This is a genomic window from Achromobacter sp. T5-5 (assembly GCF_055397965.1).
In genome coordinates, this window is the sequence record NZ_AP027919.1 from 5,991,936 (window position 1) to 6,006,904 (window position 14,969).

A 14,969-nucleotide genomic window follows, 5' to 3' on the forward strand; every position below is an offset into this window, starting at 1 on the left:
ATGGTTGTCTCCGTCTGTTTTATCGATCTGGTTATTCGACTGCCGGCAGCCGTACCGTGCGGCCTTCGGCGATGGACGTATACGCGGCCTCGACCAGCGCCATCGTGCGTACGTTGTCGGTCACGCTCAACGCAGGCTCGGTGCCGCTGGCCAGCGCGTACTGCAACTGCTCCATCACGCCGATGAAGGCATGCGGAAACCACATCGTGTCCCACGTGGGCGTCACCCAGCGCCCGTCGGTATGGCCCTGGGCCGCGCGCGAGGCGTAGCTCAGGGTCGACGGCTCGCCGGTGGGCCAGCCGATGGTGCCGCGCGCGACGCCCTCGGTGCCTTCCACGCGCCAGCGGATGTGCTGGTCATCGGGGTATCCCTCGGCCCGCGGGCCCGACCACACATCTTCGAGCGACAGCGCGAGCAGGCCGTTGCCAAAGCGCAGCGTGGTCGTCACCAGCCCATCCTGATGCGCGAACTCGGTGCGCGGATCCGGGCGGGTGATGCTGGTGATCTCGGTCGGCTCGCCAAACAGATAGCGCAGGACATCGAGGTGATGCACGCTCATGTTCGAGAGCGTCAGCCGGTCATAGCCGCGCAAGAAGTCCTGCCAGTGCGGGATCGCGTGCATGTCGATCTGCGCGAACACCGGCGTGCCCAGCACGCCCTGGTCGAGCAACTGCTTGAGCGCGCGCATCGATTGGTCGTAGCGCATGTTCTGGTTGACCGACAGGATCTTGCCGGCGGCCCGCGCCTCGTCGCGCAAGGCGCGGGCTTCATCCAGCGAGAGGGCCAGGGGCTTCTGCGCCAGCACGCCGCGCACGTGCGGGGCGGCCAATGCGGCGCGGATCAGCGCGGGCTGCAGGTCGGGCGGATACGCGATGTCCACGATCTCGATCTGCGGATCGGCGATCAGGGCCAGAGGATCCTCATGCACACGCGGGATGCCGTAGCGTTCGGCGACCTGGGCCGCCTTGCCGCGGGTGCGCGACGCAATCGCCGCCACCGTGAAGCCGGCCTGCTGGTAAGCCGCCAGATGGCACTCGGCCACGATCATGCCAGCGCCGATGCAGCCGATGCGAAAGCGCCGTTCCCGGACGGGTGGGTCGGGCACCAGGGTAGGGTGCGACATGTGCTCCTCCTGCCGGCTCGGTATGCACTGTCGACTGCCTGGCATCCTGCCGTGCGGTGTTTGATGTAATTGAGCCGCGATAATCACATCAAAACAATCAGGGGTAAAGGCGATTGGCGGTCATAGGACGGCGGCGTTACCTTTTTGATCCTGAATGATTGCAAATGATGGTTTATGATGGCCGCGCTGCCATCGCCCTGATGGTGTCTTGAGAGCCTGTTCCCGCATGCGCCCCACCATTTCCCTCATTGCCCGAGAAGCCGGCATGTCCACCGCCACCGTGGACCGGGTGCTGAACGACCGCGACGGCGTGCGCGGCAAGACGCGCGACCGCGTGCTGGCGATTGCCAACCGCCTGGGCTACTTCGTCCAGGGCGCCGATGCCGCCCGGCAGGACGTGCGGGTCGATTTCGTTTTGCCCGCCGGCACCAACAGCTTCATGACCGCGTTGGGCCGGCACCTGCTCGAAGAAGCCGCCGCCCGCCCCGACGTGCAGGCCCGCCTGCATCTGATCGAGGGATTCGACGCCAATAAGCTCGCGAAAAAGCTCTACGAGCTGCGCGAGCAGACGCAGGCCGTTGGCCTGGTCGGGCTGGACCATCCCCAAGTGCGCGACGCCATCATGGCGCTGCGCGACAGCGGCGTGCATGTGAGCACCCTGGTGTCGGACATTCCGATCTCGGCGCGCCTGGGGTACGTGGGCATCGACAACCGCGCCGCGGGCCGCCTGGCCGCGCTGTTGCTGGGCCGGTTTCTGCCGCAGCACACCGAACGCAAGGTCGCGGTGTTTGTGGGGTCATTGGCCTATCGCGGCCACGAAGAGCGGGAGATGGGTTTTCGCTCGCTGTTGAGCGAAGAGTTTCCGCACCTGCGCATCGCCCACATTCTGGAGATCGGCGACGACCGCGACCGCGCCTTTGCCGTCACGCAGGATCTGCTGCGCAAAGACCCGCCGCACGCGATCTACAACATCGGGGCCGGCAATCAGGGCATCGCTCGGGCGCTGAAAGAGGCGCGGCCGGCCGAGGCGCGCTCAAGCCAGGGCGCCTTCGCCCCACGCATTGTCTTCGTGGGCCACGACCTCACCGAAGCCACGCGCCGCCTGTTGCTCGATCGCACCATGGACGCCGTGATCGACCAGAACCCGCGCGTCGAGGCGCGCGAGATCGTCAAACTGCTGGTGGCCGCCGTGAAGGGCGCGCCCGAACCCAGCTACCTGCCACGGCTGCAGGTGATCTTCCGGGAAAACATTCCGGAGCCGTGATGGCCGAGGACCGGGCAAGGACCCATCCCGGGCCCTACATGCACGATTTGTAGCGCTTCTGTTGGCAAGTCCGCGTAAACCCGCATTTTCGCGCGCCGAAGCCCGGCTTGCGAAACCGCGAATTCCCCTCCTCGCCCGTCTCGCGCCACACTGCTGATGCCTGCCCGCCCTGCGCGGCATCGCGGGCCGAAAAGACAACAAGGAGCGAGACATGTCCCACCGATACGCGCGCGCGTTCAAGCGCGCAGCCTGGCCCATGCTGGCCCTGTCCTGCCTGGCGGTTGGCAACGCCAGCGCGCAAGGGGCCTACCCGAATCATCCGATTTCCCTGGTGGTGCCGTTTGCGGCAGGCGGTCCGACCGACGTCGTGGCCCGCAGCCTGGGCGCGTCCATGGCCAAGACGCTGGGCCAGAGCATCGTCATCGAAAACCGCACCGGCGCGGGCGGCACGCTGGCCTCGCAACACGTGGCGCGCGCCGCGCCGGACGGCTACACCTTCCTGATCCACCACAACGGCATGGCGACCGCCCCCGCGCTGTACCGCAAGCTGCCGTTCAACCCGCTGACCGATTTTGCCTATGTCGGCCAGGTCGCGGACGTGCCCATGACCCTGCTGGGCCGCAAGGACCTGCCGGCCGACGGCATGGCGGCCTTCATCAAGTACGCCAAGGACAACGGCAACAAGATCAACCTGGCCAACGCCGGCCTGGGCGCCGTGTCCCAGCTTTGCGGCATGCTGCTGCAGGAGTCGCTGGGGGTGCAGTTCACGACCGTGCCCTACGCCGGCACCGCCCCCGCCATGACCGCGCTGCTGGGCGGACAGGTGGACGTGCTGTGCGACCAGACCACGCAGACCATCCCCCAGATCAAGGCCGAGCGCGTCAAGCTCTATGGCGTCACCACGCAGGAACGCATCAAGGCCCTGCCCGACGTGCCCACGCTGCGGGAAGGCGGCCTGAAGGACTTCGAGGTCAAGGTGTGGCACGGCGTCTATGCGCCCAAGGGCACGCCCCCCGAGGCCATCGACAAGTTCAATGCCGCGCTGCGCGCGGCGCTCAAGGACCCGGCCTTCACGCAGAAGATGGCCGAGCTGGGCGCCGAGATCGTGCCCGAGTCCAAGCAGACGCCGCAGGGCCTGCAGACGTGGCTCCAATCCGAAGTCGACAAATGGGGCGGCGTCATCCGCAAGGCGGGCGTGTACGCCGACTGAGTTTCACGCGCAAAAAAACAAGGCCGGCGACGTCGCCGGCCTTGCCATTTCTGCTTGCGGTATGCGGTGCGCGGCGCCCAACGCCGCCGCCCTTTACACCGTCAGTTCCTTCCAGATCGCCAGCGGCGCCTCGGCGTGGTTCAGGGTGTAGAAGTGCAGGCCCGGCGCGCCGTTGTCCAGCAGCGTCTGGCACAGCTCGGTCACGACGTCCACGCCGAACGCGCGGATGGACGCCTTGTCGTCGCCGAATTCGGCCAGGCGCAGGCGGATCCAGCGCGGCACTTCCGCGCCGCACATTTCCGAGAAGCGCAGCAGTTGCGTGTGGTTCGTGATGGGCATGATGCCCGGCACGATCGGCACGTCCACGCCCTTGGCCCGCGCCCGGTCGACGAAGTCGAAATAGGCGTCGGCGTTGAAGAAATACTGCGTGATGGCGGCGTCGGCGCCCGCCTTCACCTTGGCCACGAAATGGTCCAGGTCGGCCGAAGGATTGGCGGCCTGGGGATGCATTTCGGGATAGGCGGCGACTTCGATGTGGAACCAGTCGCCGGTCTCCTCGCGGATGAACGACACCAGTTCCTTGGCGTAACGCAGTTCGCCGGCGTCGCCGCCCATGCCCGAGGGCAGGTCGCCGCGCAGGGCCACGACGCGCCGCACGCCATCGTTCTTGTAGGCCTGGAGGATGTCGCGCAGATCCTGGCGCGACGCGCCCACGCACGACAGGTGCGGCGCCGCGTCGCAGCCCAGGTTGCGCAGCGTGCGCACGGCGTCCGCCGTGCCGGCGCGCGTGGAACCGCCCGCGCCGAACGTCACGCTGACGTACTTGGGCTGGATGGCCAGCATCTGCTTGGCCGCGCGCACCAGCCGCTCTTGACCGGCCAGGTCGCGCGGGGGGAAGAATTCCAGGCTGAAAGCAGGAGAGTTGGATTCGGACATATCAGTAATCGATGACGCTACGCGCCGCAAGCAACAGGCGTCTCACCCCTCGGGGTGCCGCGGAGCCGGCTTTGCCGGTCCGCAGGCACGCCCCCTTGAGGGGGAAGCGCGAAGCGCTTCGGGGGTGGGTCCCATCAGGGGATGAGTTTGGTCAGAAGGCCGGAGATGATGCTGTACAGGACTGCGCCGCCCACGGCCCACCAGAACCCGTTGACCTGGAAGCCCTTGAGCACGGAGCCCACGAACCAGAACAACAAGGCATTGATGACGATGAGGAACAGACCCAGGGTGACAATCGTGATGGGCAGCGTCAGCAGCACCAGGACCGGCTTGACCAGCATGTTCACCAGCCCCAGCACCAGCGCGGCGATGAGCGCCGACCCGAAGCTGGCCACCGTGATGCCCGGCAGCAGGTAGGCAACGGCCAGCAGGGCCACTGCGTTCAGGATCCAGACGAGTATCAGTGTCACCATGTTCGAACTCCTGTATTGACGCTCCGCGGACCCGTCGCCAACAGGCAAGGACGGGCGTGCCCCGCGGACCGGAAAACCCGCGCCGACATGGCGCGGCATTTCCCTATTGTGCTACATCGATCAATAGCGGTAGTGGTTGGGCTTGTAGGGGCCTTCGACCGGCACGCTGATGTAGTCGGCCTGATCCTGGCGCAGGGTCGTGAGCTTCACGCCCAGCTTCTTCAGGTGCAGGCGCGCGACCTTCTCGTCCAGGTGCTTGGGCAGCACGTAGACCTGGCCGGACTGGTAGGCGTCGTTGCGCGTGAACAGTTCGATCTGGGCGATCGTCTGGTTGGCGAACGAGGACGACATCACGAACGAGGGGTGGCCGGTGGCGCAACCCAGGTTCACGAGACGGCCCTGGGCCAGCAGGATGATGCGCTTGCCGTCCGGGAAAATGACGTGGTCGACCTGCGGCTTGATCTCTTCCCACTGGCAATCGGCCAGGCTGGCGACGTCGATTTCGTTGTCGAAGTGGCCGATGTTGCAGACGATGGCCTGGTCCTTCATGGCGTTCATGTGCTCGCGGGTGATCACATGGTAGTTGCCGGTGGCGGTGACGAAGATGTCGCCGTGGGCGGCGGCTTCTTCCATGGTCACGACCTTGAAGCCTTCCATGGCGGCCTGCAGCGCGCAGATCGGATCGATTTCGGTGACCCACACCTGGGCGCGCAGCGCGACCAGCGCCTGGGCGCAGCCCTTGCCCACGTCGCCGTAGCCGGCCACGACGGCGATCTTGCCGGCGACCATCACGTCGGTGGCGCGCTTGATGCCGTCCACCAGCGATTCGCGGCAGCCGTACAGGTTGTCGAACTTGGACTTGGTGACCGAGTCGTTGACGTTGATGGCGGCAAACGCCAGCTCGCCCTTCTGCGACATCTGGTAGAGGCGATGCACGCCGGTCGTGGTTTCTTCGGTCACGCCCTTGATCAGCGCCAGGCGGGTCGAGTACCACTTGGGATCGCGCTTGAGGGTTTCCTTGATGGCGGCGAACAGGACGCGCTCTTCTTCGCTGCCCGGGTTGGCCAGGACCGAGATGTCCTTTTCGGCCTTGGTGCCCAGGTGCAGCATCAACGTGGCGTCGCCGCCGTCGTCGAGGATCATGTTGGCGTTCTGGCCATTGGGCCATTCGAAGATCTTGTGGGTGTACTGCCAGTACTCTGCCAGGGTTTCACCCTTGACGGCGAAGACCGGCGTGCCGGACGCGGCGATGGCGGCGGCGGCGTGGTCCTGCGTGGAGAAGATGTTGCACGAGGCCCAGCGCACTTCGGCGCCCAGGGCCACCAGCGTCTCGATCAGCACGCCGGTCTGGATGGTCATGTGCAGGCTGCCGGCGATGCGCGCGCCCTTGAGCGGCTGCGACGCGGCGAATTCCTCGCGGATGGCCATCAGGCCGGGCATTTCGGTTTCGGCGATGGCGAGCTCGCGGCGGCCCCAGCCGGCCAGCGACATGTCGGCGACGAGGTAGTCGGAAAAAGATTTATCGGTCACAGCGTTCATGGTGTGTAGGCTCCACGTGAATATCGAACGGCGCACGATATGGCCGGACAACGCGAATACACCACGACAGTCGAGTGCTCGCCTTTCCCGCCATACGCGACAAAGGTGAGCGCCGTTGCTGTAGCGACGCGCGGGGCGCGGCGCTTGAACAAGGATTCCTGAGCCTGGCGAGCCGGGGTCCGCATGGGGTAGCCACATGGGGGGACCGCAGGGTCGTCGCAACGCTCCTCAGGATTGCCGGGCATTGTACAAGGTTGGCGTGCGCCGGGGGTAGCGAAAACAGGGCTTCCGACGGTATCAGGGGGTGGGAGCCCAAACGCGCGCCGCGCCTTGCGGGTCGCCCTGGGTCAGCGGCACCAGTGAATCCAGCAGGTCAGCCGCCACCGAGTCCCAGCTGCGCGTCAGCGCCCGGGCGCGCACGGCGTCGCGGTCCAGCGCCAGCGCCGCCCGGCAGGCGCGTCCCAGGTCGTTGTCCAGGAACCCCGTCACGCCCTCCTCGACCACCGCCAGCGGCGCCTCGCTGCGAAAGGCCGCCACGGGCGTGCCGCAGGCCATGGCCTCCAGCATGACCAGGCCGAAGGTGTCGGTCAGGCTGGGAAACACGAACACGTCGGCCGCCGCATAAAAGCCGGGCAAAGCGCCGTCCTGCTGCATGCCCAGGAACACCGCGTCCGGGAAGCGCTTTTTCAGGCGGGCCTCGTCGGGCCCCGCGCCCACCACCACCTTGCTGCCCGGCAGGTCCAGGGACAGGAAGGCGTCCAGGTTCTTTTCCTTGGCCACGCGGCCCACGCTCAGCCAGACGGGCCGCGGCAGGTCCTGGAACGCCAGGCCGGGACCGGGCTGGAACTTGCGAGGATCGACCCCGCGCGACCAGACGCGCAGGTTCTGCAGCCCGCGCTGCACCAGGACGTCGCGGACCGTGGGCGTGGGCACCAGCACGCACTGCGAGGGCCGGTGGAACCAGCGCAGGTAGCGCCACGGCAGCGCGGCGGGAATGCCCATGCGCGCCTGCAGGTAGTCCGGGAACATGGTGTGGAAGGACGTGGTGAAGCGCCAGCCCCGCCGCAGCGCCATCCGGCGCGCGGCCAGGCCCAAGGGGCCTTCCGTCGCGATGTGCAGCGCATCGGGAATGGTGTCGCCCAGGATGCGGCGCAGCTGGCGGCCGGGTTGCAGGCACAGCCGCAGGTCGGGCTCGGAGGGCGCGGGAATGGTCCGGCTGCCCTGGGGGCTGACCACGATCAGCTCGTGGCCCCATTCGCCGAGGATCTGCTGCATGGTCGTCCAGGTGCGGACGACGCCGTTGACTTGCGGATGCCAGGCATCCGTGACCAGAACGATGCGCATGAGGGAGCCCGGAAGGTGGACCCGGAAGTGGGCGATGGCGCTATTCAGCCTGCGCCATGTGACACGACCAAGACGGGGACGGGGTCCGCTTTCCGCGCGGCGGGAAATGCGCGATGCCGGGCGTTCAGTTGTTGCGCCGCGGGTACCCCTGCGCCTTGATGCGGATCCAGACCTCGCGCTTTTCCGCTTCCGTCATGAACACCCAGTTGGCGACTTCCATGGCCGTGCGGCCGCAGCCGCGGCAGATGTCGTCGAACAGCGTGGAGCACACGGCCACGCAGGGGGAATCCGAGGCCTTGAAGGCGCGTTGCGCGTCCTCGGCATCGGGCAATTCGGAAAGGTCGGCGAAGTAACGATTCATGGGCCGAAGGTTAACACCGGGGTTGCGTCCCTTTTTGCATATCCCTGGCGCCAGCCCAGGCTTGGCCCCCTGTCACCGGCCGCCGCCCTCAGCGCCAGCCGAAGAACGTTCCTGCGTCGGCCAGCAGCGCGTCAGGCGTTTCCTCCGCCAGATAGTGCGCCCCGGGCAGCGGACCGCCCGTCACCTCGTCGGTCACCGCGCGCCACAACGCCAGCACGTCGAAGTTGCGGCCCACGGCCCCGCGTTCGCCCCACAGCACGCGCACCGGCATGCGCAGGCGTTCGCCCGCGGCGCGTCCCGACCGGTCGTGCTCCAGGTCGATCGTGGCGGAGGCGCGATAGTCCTCGCAAAGGCCGGTGGCCCAGCCGGGCTGGCGCGCTGCGCGCTCGTATTCGGCCATGGCCTCGGCGGAGAAATGCGCCAGCCCGCCGGGGCGTCCGCCCATCACCGACCGCAGGTAGAAAACCGGGTCGTGCTCGATCATGGTCTCGGGCACCGGCGCGGGCTGGATCAGCCAGAACCAATGGAAATAGGCCTGCGCGAAGGCGCGCGTCGTGCCCTCGTACATGTCCAGCGTGGGCGCGATGTCCAGCAGCATCATGCGGCTCACGGCGGCGGGATGATCCAGCGCCAGGCGATGCGCCACCCGGGCGCCCCGGTCATGCGCCAGCACCTCGAAGCGCGCATATCCCAGCCCGCGCATCAGGTCCACCATGTCCGCGGCCATCGTGCGCTTGGAATGCGCCGAGTGATCGGCGCTGGCGGCGGGCTTGCCACTGTCTCCATAACCGCGCAGGTCGGCGGCCACGCAGGTGCGATGCCGCGTCAGTTCCGGCCACACCCGATGCCAGATGGCGTGGGTCTGCGGATGCCCGTGGATCAGCAGCAGGGGCGGCCCCGCGCCGTCGATGCGGGCGGCGATGTCCATGCCGTTGGCCTGGAAGCGGCGCACGGGCAGGTCGAAAAAGTCGGTCATCTGCATGGTCTCCTGAAGTCGTCGCGCCGCACTGCCGGGATCAGGCGGCGTCCAGCCGGTCGCGCACCTGGCGCGCCACGTCCTTCATCCACGGAAAGCGCGCCCAATGCCGGGCCTCGAAACGCTCCACGTCGGACAGGTGCTGCAGCGTCGCGCCCACCATGTCCTGTCCCTGGGCGAACATGCGGCGATGCCGGTCGGGCAGGTCAAAGCCCGCACACCAACCATCCGCGGCGCGCACCTGGCCCGCCATCACGTCGATGCCGACCCGGTTGCCCTGCGCCACCGCCGTATTGGACACCCGCGCGAGCAAGGCGTCGACCGCCTCGGGCGGCAGGGTGACCAGCAAGAGGCCGTTGTTGAGCGCATTGAAGTAGAAGATCTCCCCGAAGCTGGAGGCGATCACGGCGCGGATGCCGAACTGCTGCAGGCCCCACACGGCATGTTCGCGGCTGGAGCCGCAGCCGAAGTTGGGACCGGCCACCAGGATGGAAGCGCCCGCGTAAGCGGGCTGGTTCAGCACGCAGTCGGGCCGGGGCGCGCCATGCTCGTCAAAGCGCAGGTCGTACAGCAGGCCCTGGTCCAGGCCCGCCTTGTCGATGATGCGCAGGAACTGCTTGGGCATGATCTGGTCGGTGTCCAGGTTGGAATAAGGCAGCGGCGCGGCGACGCCTTCGATCATTGCAGTCATTTGGCGTCTCCCCATGCGCGCACGTCGACGATGCGGCCCGCCAGCGCGGCGGCCGCGGCCATGGCCGGGCTCATCAGGTGCGTGCGCCCCGCCCGCCCCTGGCGTCCCTCGAAATTCCGGTTGGTCGTGGACGCGCAGCGCTCGCCCGGGCGCAGCACGTCGTCGTTCATGGCCAGGCACATCGAACAGCCGGGCTGGCGCCATTCGAATCCCGCCTCGATGAGCTGCGCGGCCAGCCCCTCGGCTTCGGCCTGCGCGCGCACCGCGCCGGAACCCGGCACGACCATGGCCCGCACGCCGGGCGCGACCTTCCTGCCGCGCGCCAGCGCCGCCACCACGCGCAGATCCTCGATGCGGCCGTTGGTACAGGAACCGATGAACACGCGATCGATGGGCAGCCCGGCAATCGGCGCGCCCGCGGCCAGGCCGATGTAGTCCATGGCCTTTTCCAGCGCCAGCCGGGCCAGCGCGTCGGGTTCGTCGCGCGGATCGGGCACCGCGCCGTCGATCGGCATGGCCTGGTCCGGACTGGTGCCCCAGGTCACGAAGGGCGCGATCCGGCCCGCGTCAAAGACGTGCTCGACGTCGAAACGCGCGTCATCGTCGGTGCGCAGCGTGGCCCACCAGGCGCGGGCGTCTTCCAGCGCGTCGCCGCGCAGTTGCGGCGCGTGCGCCACCACATAGGCGTCGGTGACGGCGTCCGGGGCGATCAGCGCCGCGCGCGCGCCGGCCTCGACAGTCATGTTGCACAAGGTCATGCGGGCCTCGGCGGACAGCGCGGCCACCGCCTCGCCGCAGAACTCCACCGCATGCCCGCGCGCGCCCTGCGCGCCGATGCGATGCACGACGTAGATGACCAGGTCCTTGGCCGACACATGGGCGGGCAGCGCTCCGTCGATGCGGATCCGCATGTTGCGCGCCACGCGGTACACCAGCGTCTGCGTGGCCAGGATGTGCTCGACCTCGCTCGTTCCGATGCCAAAGCCCAGCGCCCCCAGCGCGCCATAGGTGGTGGTGTGGCTGTCGCCGCACAGCACCACCATGCCCGGCAAGATCATGCCGTGTTCCGGCGCGATGACGTGCTCGATGCCCTGCAGCGGGTCGGTGGTGTCGAAAAGCGCGATGCGCTGCGCGTCGCAATTGCGCTTCAGGTTCAGGGCCTGCCGCGATGACGCATCGTCGGCAATCACGCGCAACGCCGCCGGGACCGGATGCGTGGGGATGATGTGGTCCACCACCGCCATCTGCTGACCGGGGCGCAAGACGTCGCGGCCGCGCGCGGCCAGGCCGCTGAAGGCCTGCGGGCTGGTGTATTCGTTCATGATGTGCAGGTCGACGTAGAGCAGCACATGCTCGGCGTCGATCCGGGCCACCTCATGGCTGGCCACCAGTTTGTCGTATAGCGTCATGCCGGGCATGTCTGTGCTTCCTTGGTGTGTGGGCGCCGCCCGCGGCGCGCGCGGGCGGTTTCCGGGTAATGCATGGGCGTCGATGGGCGGATGGCAGCCGCTCAGTTCGCCTGGATTCCCGCATCCTTCACGATGCCGGCCCAGCGCGCCATCTCGGCGGCGACCATGGCGTCCGTCTTGGCAGGCGTGGAGATGAGGGGTTCATATCCCTCTTTCTGCATGCGTTGCGTGAGCGCGGCCGATTGCAGGGCCTGCGTCAGCTTCGCGTTCAAGGTGTCGATCACCGCCTGCGGCGTGCCGGCGGGCGCGCTGACGACGAACCAGGTGTTGAATTCGTAGCCCGGCAGGCCGGATTCGGCGATGGTGGGCACGTCCGGCAGCAGCGGCGAACGCGTCGTGCCCGTTACGCCCAGCGCGCGCAGCTTCTTGCCATCGACTTGCGGTTTGGCCGCGGACAGCACCGGAAAGCTCATCTGCACCTGACCGCTGATGGTGTCCAGCATGGCCGGGCCGCCGCCCTTGTAGGGCACGTGCATGATCTGCGTCTTGGACACGGACTTGAACAGCTCCGCGGCCATGTGGAAGGTGCTGCCGGTGCCGGCCGAGCCGAAACTCAGGTCATTGGCGGGACGGGCGCGCACATAGGCCAGGAGCTCGCTCACCGAGGCCACGGGCAGCGAGTTGGTGACCGTCAGCACGTGCTGGGACGTGCCCACCGTGCCCACCGAGCGCAGGTCCTTCGCGGTGTCGAAGGGCATGGTCTTGAAGAGCGCCGGGTTGATGGCCAGCGACATGGTGTTGATGCCCAGCGTGTAGCCGTTGGGCTCGGCGCGCGCCACGGCCGTCATGCCGATGTTGCCGGAAGCGCCGGCGCGGTTTTCCACGATCACGCTCTGCCCCAGTTCCCGCGCCCAGGCATCCGCGATGAGGCGCGCGGCGATGTCCACGCTGCCGCCGGGCGCGAAGGGGACGATCAGCGTCACCGCCCGTTCGGGAAAGGCGTTGGCCGCTGCGGCGGAAGGGGCCCAACAGGATGCGGCGAGGGCCGCGCACAATGCGCCGGCCATTCTGGCTATCTTCATTTCCTGGTCTCCTCGGTTGGCCGCGTTGTGCGGCTCTGTATCGGTGAACCCAGTGTATAGACCGTAGTGGCTCTTATAATTCTTCGGATTTATAAAGCTTTATTAAATTCAATTTATAAATAGCCATGGACGCGCTCTCGGATCTCGCCTTCTTTTCGCTGGTGGTCAAGCACGGCAACCTGTCGGCCACCGCGCGCGAACTGGGCCTGACGCCCCCGGCGGTCAGCACGCGGCTGGCCAAGCTGGAGCAGCGCCTGGGCGTTCGTTTGCTGAACCGCACCACCCGCCGCGTCAGCGTCACGCAGGAGGGCGAGCTGTACCTCGCCGAAGGCACGCGCATCCTGGCCGACCTGCAGGCGCTGGAGCGCTCGGTATCCAGCGCGCGCGCGCAGCCGCAGGGCCTGCTGCGCCTGAACGCGACGTTCGGGTTCGGGCGCGCCCACATCGTGCCGGCCGTGTCCGACTTCTGCCGCCAGTACCCCGACGTCGAAGTGCAGATGCGGCTGACCGACAGGCCGCTGAACCTCATCGAGGAGGGCTTCGACGTGGCCGTGCGGTTCGGCGACCTGCCGGACGCGCGCCTGACCGCGCGCAAGATCGCATCCAACCGGCGCCTGCTCTGCGCCTCGCCGCGCTATCTGGACACCCACGGGGAGCCGCGCACGCCCGGCGATCTGCAGCGCCATCGCTGCATCGTCGTGCGCGAGAACGACGTGGCCTATGGCACCTGGCGGCTGGAATCCGGCGCGCGCGCGGAAACCGTGAAGGTGCGCGGGCCGGTCAGCTCGAACGATGGGCAGAGCGCGCTGGAATGGGCGCTGGACGGGCACGGCATCGTGATGCGGTCCGAATGGGAAACCGCGGCGCACCTGCGCGCCGGCCGGCTGCGCGAAGTGCTGGCCGATTGGCGCACCCCGCCCGCCGATATCCACGCGCTGTATCCGGAGCGGTTGAACCTGCCCGCCAAGACGCTGGCCTTCGTCGACTTCCTGTCGCGGCGATTCTCGCGCCACGTGCGGGCGCCGGGGTCCGACGCCGCGGTGTGGTGAGGCGTCAGATTTCGTCGATGGGCGTGCTGGCCGCCGCGCCCGCCGGCGCGCTGCCGGCGTCGATGGCGTAGCGGTCCCGCGTCCTGACGTAGAAGCTCGCCCCGAAGCGGCCCACCGGAAAATAGTCCTGCAGGCGCACGCGCCAGGTGTCGGTGTCGATCAGGCCGTCGCGCGCATGCAGCCAGCGCACCTGGCCGATGAAGATCTGGCGGCTGGCGGTCTCCAGCGTCTCGAACAGCGTGCATTCGAACGCGACCGGCGCCTGCACGATGCGCGGCGGCGCCACGCGATGGCTCGGCGCGGCGTCCAGCCCCGCGTGCGCCAGCTCGCTGACGTCGGACGGCAGGCGGTCGCCGCAGCGGTGCATCTTTTCCGCCATGGCCTCGTCGGTCAGGTGGACCACGAATTCCTTGTCGCGCACGATGTTGACCGCCGTGTCCTTCAAGCCGCCGTCTTCCAGGCGGTTGATGCTGACCATCACGATGGGCGGGTCCTCGCCGAGCATGTTGAACATGCTGAACGGCGCGGCGTTCACCACGCCGGTCGCGGACAGGGTGGTGATCAGCGCGATCGGCCGGGGCACGATCAGGCTGGCCATCAGCTTGTAGCGCTGGTATTCGGTGATAGCGTCGAAGTCGATTTCCATGTCAGGCCAGTCCCAGCATCTGGGCAAGGGTTTGCGCGGGCTGCGGGCGCTCAAGGCTGATGCGCCGCTCCAGGTCCGCCAGGTGGTTGTCGTTGATCCGCACGGCCTCGGCGACGTCGCCGCGTTCCATCGTGTCCACGATCAGCACGTGTTCGCCGTGCTCGCAGGCCGCATTGCCGGGCGGCTCGTACAGGGCCACGATGAGCGAACAGCGCGACACCAACTCGGCCAGGTAGCCGTGCAGGATGGTGTTGCCGGACAGCTCGCCCAGGCGGACGTGGAAGGCGCTGGCCTGCCGCGCCCACGCGGGCTGGCCGGCGTGGTGCAGCAGCGCGTGTTCGTCGCGCAGCTGCTTGCGCAGCGACGCGTAGTCCGCCTTGGTGGCGCGGGCCGCGGCCAGGGGCACCAGCGCCGCCTCCAGCGCGCGGCGCGCCTGGAAGATCTGGCGCGTGTCCTCGGGCGTGGGCTCGGCCACGACGGCGCCCCGGTTGTGGTGCAGGTCCACCACATGCTCGTGCGCCAGCCGCTGCAACGCCTTGCGCGCCACCGACCGCGACACGCCGAACAGCTCGCAGATCGCCGCCTCGGGGAGCTTGGTGCCCGGCGTCAGGCGCTGGCTCATCACGCTTTCGTACACGGCTTCGCAGATGCGCCGCTCCATGTCGGCGTCGGGGCTGCCTTCGGACGGCGGGGCGGGCGTGCCCTCGTCCAGCAGGGCGTTGACCCTGTCGTGGCGGGCGCGGGCCGCGGACGGCTTGGCGGTCTTGGGCCGGGCGGTGCCGGGGCTGCGGGGCTTGGCGGGGCTTCGGGTGGACATGCGTGACTCGGTTCAACAAAAAGAAGGGTTCATCGGGACGGCGGCGGCC

Annotated in this window: 15 protein-coding genes and 1 riboswitch; of the genes, 3 read left to right on the forward strand and 12 right to left on the reverse strand. The window is 68.1% G+C overall.

Annotated features, from left to right (window positions below):
* Window positions 1-31: 31 nt before the first annotated feature.
* A complete protein-coding gene (locus ACZ50Q_RS27115; protein ID WP_464080058.1) occupies window positions 32-1,123 on the reverse strand; it encodes a Gfo/Idh/MocA family protein in 1,092 nt (363 codons plus the stop codon).
* Between the two features lie 265 nt (window positions 1,124-1,388).
* On the opposite strand from ACZ50Q_RS27115, the gene ACZ50Q_RS27120 reads away from it, so the two are divergent.
* Together ACZ50Q_RS27120 and ACZ50Q_RS27125 are read left to right on the forward strand one after the other, a co-directional pair.
* A complete protein-coding gene (locus ACZ50Q_RS27120; RefSeq protein WP_217646945.1) occupies window positions 1,389-2,387 on the forward strand; it encodes a LacI family DNA-binding transcriptional regulator in 999 nt (332 codons plus the stop codon).
* A 211-nt stretch (window positions 2,388-2,598) separates the two neighbouring features.
* Window positions 2,599-3,597 (forward strand): tripartite tricarboxylate transporter substrate-binding protein, encoded by a 999-nt coding sequence (locus ACZ50Q_RS27125; protein WP_076518459.1) that lies wholly within the window; start codon window positions 2,599-2,601, stop codon window positions 3,595-3,597.
* 93 nt (window positions 3,598-3,690) lie between these two features.
* Here the strand turns inward: ACZ50Q_RS27125 and metF are convergent, their stop codons facing one another.
* The 9 genes from metF to ACZ50Q_RS27170 all read right to left on the reverse strand — a co-directional run bounded on the left by metF (window position 3,691) and on the right by ACZ50Q_RS27170 (window position 12,408).
* Window positions 3,691-4,533 carry a methylenetetrahydrofolate reductase [NAD(P)H] gene (gene metF, locus ACZ50Q_RS27130; RefSeq protein WP_464080059.1) on the reverse strand — a complete coding sequence of 281 codons (843 nt, stop codon included), beginning with the start codon at window positions 4,531-4,533 and terminating at the stop codon, window positions 3,691-3,693.
* A gap of 134 nt (window positions 4,534-4,667) precedes the next feature.
* Window positions 4,668-5,003, reverse strand: coding sequence for a phage holin family protein (locus tag ACZ50Q_RS27135; protein ID WP_076521895.1), 336 nt, complete (start codon window positions 5,001-5,003; stop codon window positions 4,668-4,670).
* Window positions 5,004-5,126: 123 nt separating this feature from the next.
* Window positions 5,127-6,545, reverse strand: coding sequence for an adenosylhomocysteinase (gene ahcY / locus ACZ50Q_RS27140; RefSeq protein ID WP_092579346.1), 1,419 nt, complete (start codon window positions 6,543-6,545; stop codon window positions 5,127-5,129).
* 100 nt (window positions 6,546-6,645) lie between these two features.
* A riboswitch (S-adenosyl-L-homocysteine riboswitch) is annotated at window positions 6,646-6,781 on the reverse strand.
* A gap of 61 nt (window positions 6,782-6,842) precedes the next feature.
* Window positions 6,843-7,889, reverse strand: a complete 1,047-nt coding sequence (locus tag ACZ50Q_RS27145) for a glycosyltransferase family 4 protein (protein ID WP_464080060.1) — start codon at window positions 7,887-7,889, stop codon at window positions 6,843-6,845.
* Window positions 7,890-8,013: 124 nt separating this feature from the next.
* Window positions 8,014-8,250 carry a DUF1289 domain-containing protein gene (locus ACZ50Q_RS27150; RefSeq protein ID WP_076518455.1) on the reverse strand — a complete coding sequence of 79 codons (237 nt, stop codon included), beginning with the start codon at window positions 8,248-8,250 and terminating at the stop codon, window positions 8,014-8,016.
* An 88-nt stretch (window positions 8,251-8,338) separates the two neighbouring features.
* Window positions 8,339-9,226, reverse strand: coding sequence for an alpha/beta fold hydrolase (locus ACZ50Q_RS27155; protein ID WP_464080061.1), 888 nt, complete (start codon window positions 9,224-9,226; stop codon window positions 8,339-8,341).
* A 40-nt stretch (window positions 9,227-9,266) separates the two neighbouring features.
* Window positions 9,267-9,917 carry a 3-isopropylmalate dehydratase small subunit gene (gene leuD, locus ACZ50Q_RS27160; protein WP_092579350.1) on the reverse strand — a complete coding sequence of 217 codons (651 nt, stop codon included), beginning with the start codon at window positions 9,915-9,917 and terminating at the stop codon, window positions 9,267-9,269.
* Window positions 9,914-11,335, reverse strand: a complete 1,422-nt coding sequence (leuC, locus tag ACZ50Q_RS27165; RefSeq protein ID WP_464080062.1) for a 3-isopropylmalate dehydratase large subunit — start codon at window positions 11,333-11,335, stop codon at window positions 9,914-9,916. The genes leuD and leuC overlap by 4 nt, the downstream gene beginning before the upstream one ends.
* Before the next feature lie 92 nt (window positions 11,336-11,427).
* The gene (locus ACZ50Q_RS27170) at window positions 11,428-12,408 is read right to left on the reverse strand and encodes a tripartite tricarboxylate transporter substrate binding protein (protein ID WP_464080063.1); all 981 of its coding nucleotides are present in this window, start codon (window positions 12,406-12,408) and stop codon (window positions 11,428-11,430) included.
* A 125-nt stretch (window positions 12,409-12,533) separates the two neighbouring features.
* Between ACZ50Q_RS27170 and ACZ50Q_RS27175 the strand changes: the two genes are divergently transcribed.
* Window positions 12,534-13,457 carry a LysR family transcriptional regulator gene (locus tag ACZ50Q_RS27175; protein ID WP_092579356.1) on the forward strand — a complete coding sequence of 308 codons (924 nt, stop codon included), beginning with the start codon at window positions 12,534-12,536 and terminating at the stop codon, window positions 13,455-13,457.
* 4 nt (window positions 13,458-13,461) lie between these two features.
* Here ACZ50Q_RS27175 and ACZ50Q_RS27180 read toward each other — a convergent pair whose 3' ends face one another.
* Both ACZ50Q_RS27180 and ACZ50Q_RS27185 read right to left on the reverse strand, forming a co-directional pair.
* Window positions 13,462-14,103 (reverse strand): flavin reductase family protein, encoded by a 642-nt coding sequence (locus ACZ50Q_RS27180; protein ID WP_076518450.1) that lies wholly within the window; start codon window positions 14,101-14,103, stop codon window positions 13,462-13,464.
* Between the two features lies 1 nt (window position 14,104).
* Entirely contained in the window at window positions 14,105-14,920 is an 816-nt protein-coding gene (locus ACZ50Q_RS27185) for a GntR family transcriptional regulator (RefSeq protein ID WP_092579358.1), read from the reverse strand.
* Window positions 14,921-14,969: the final 49 nt, after the last annotated feature.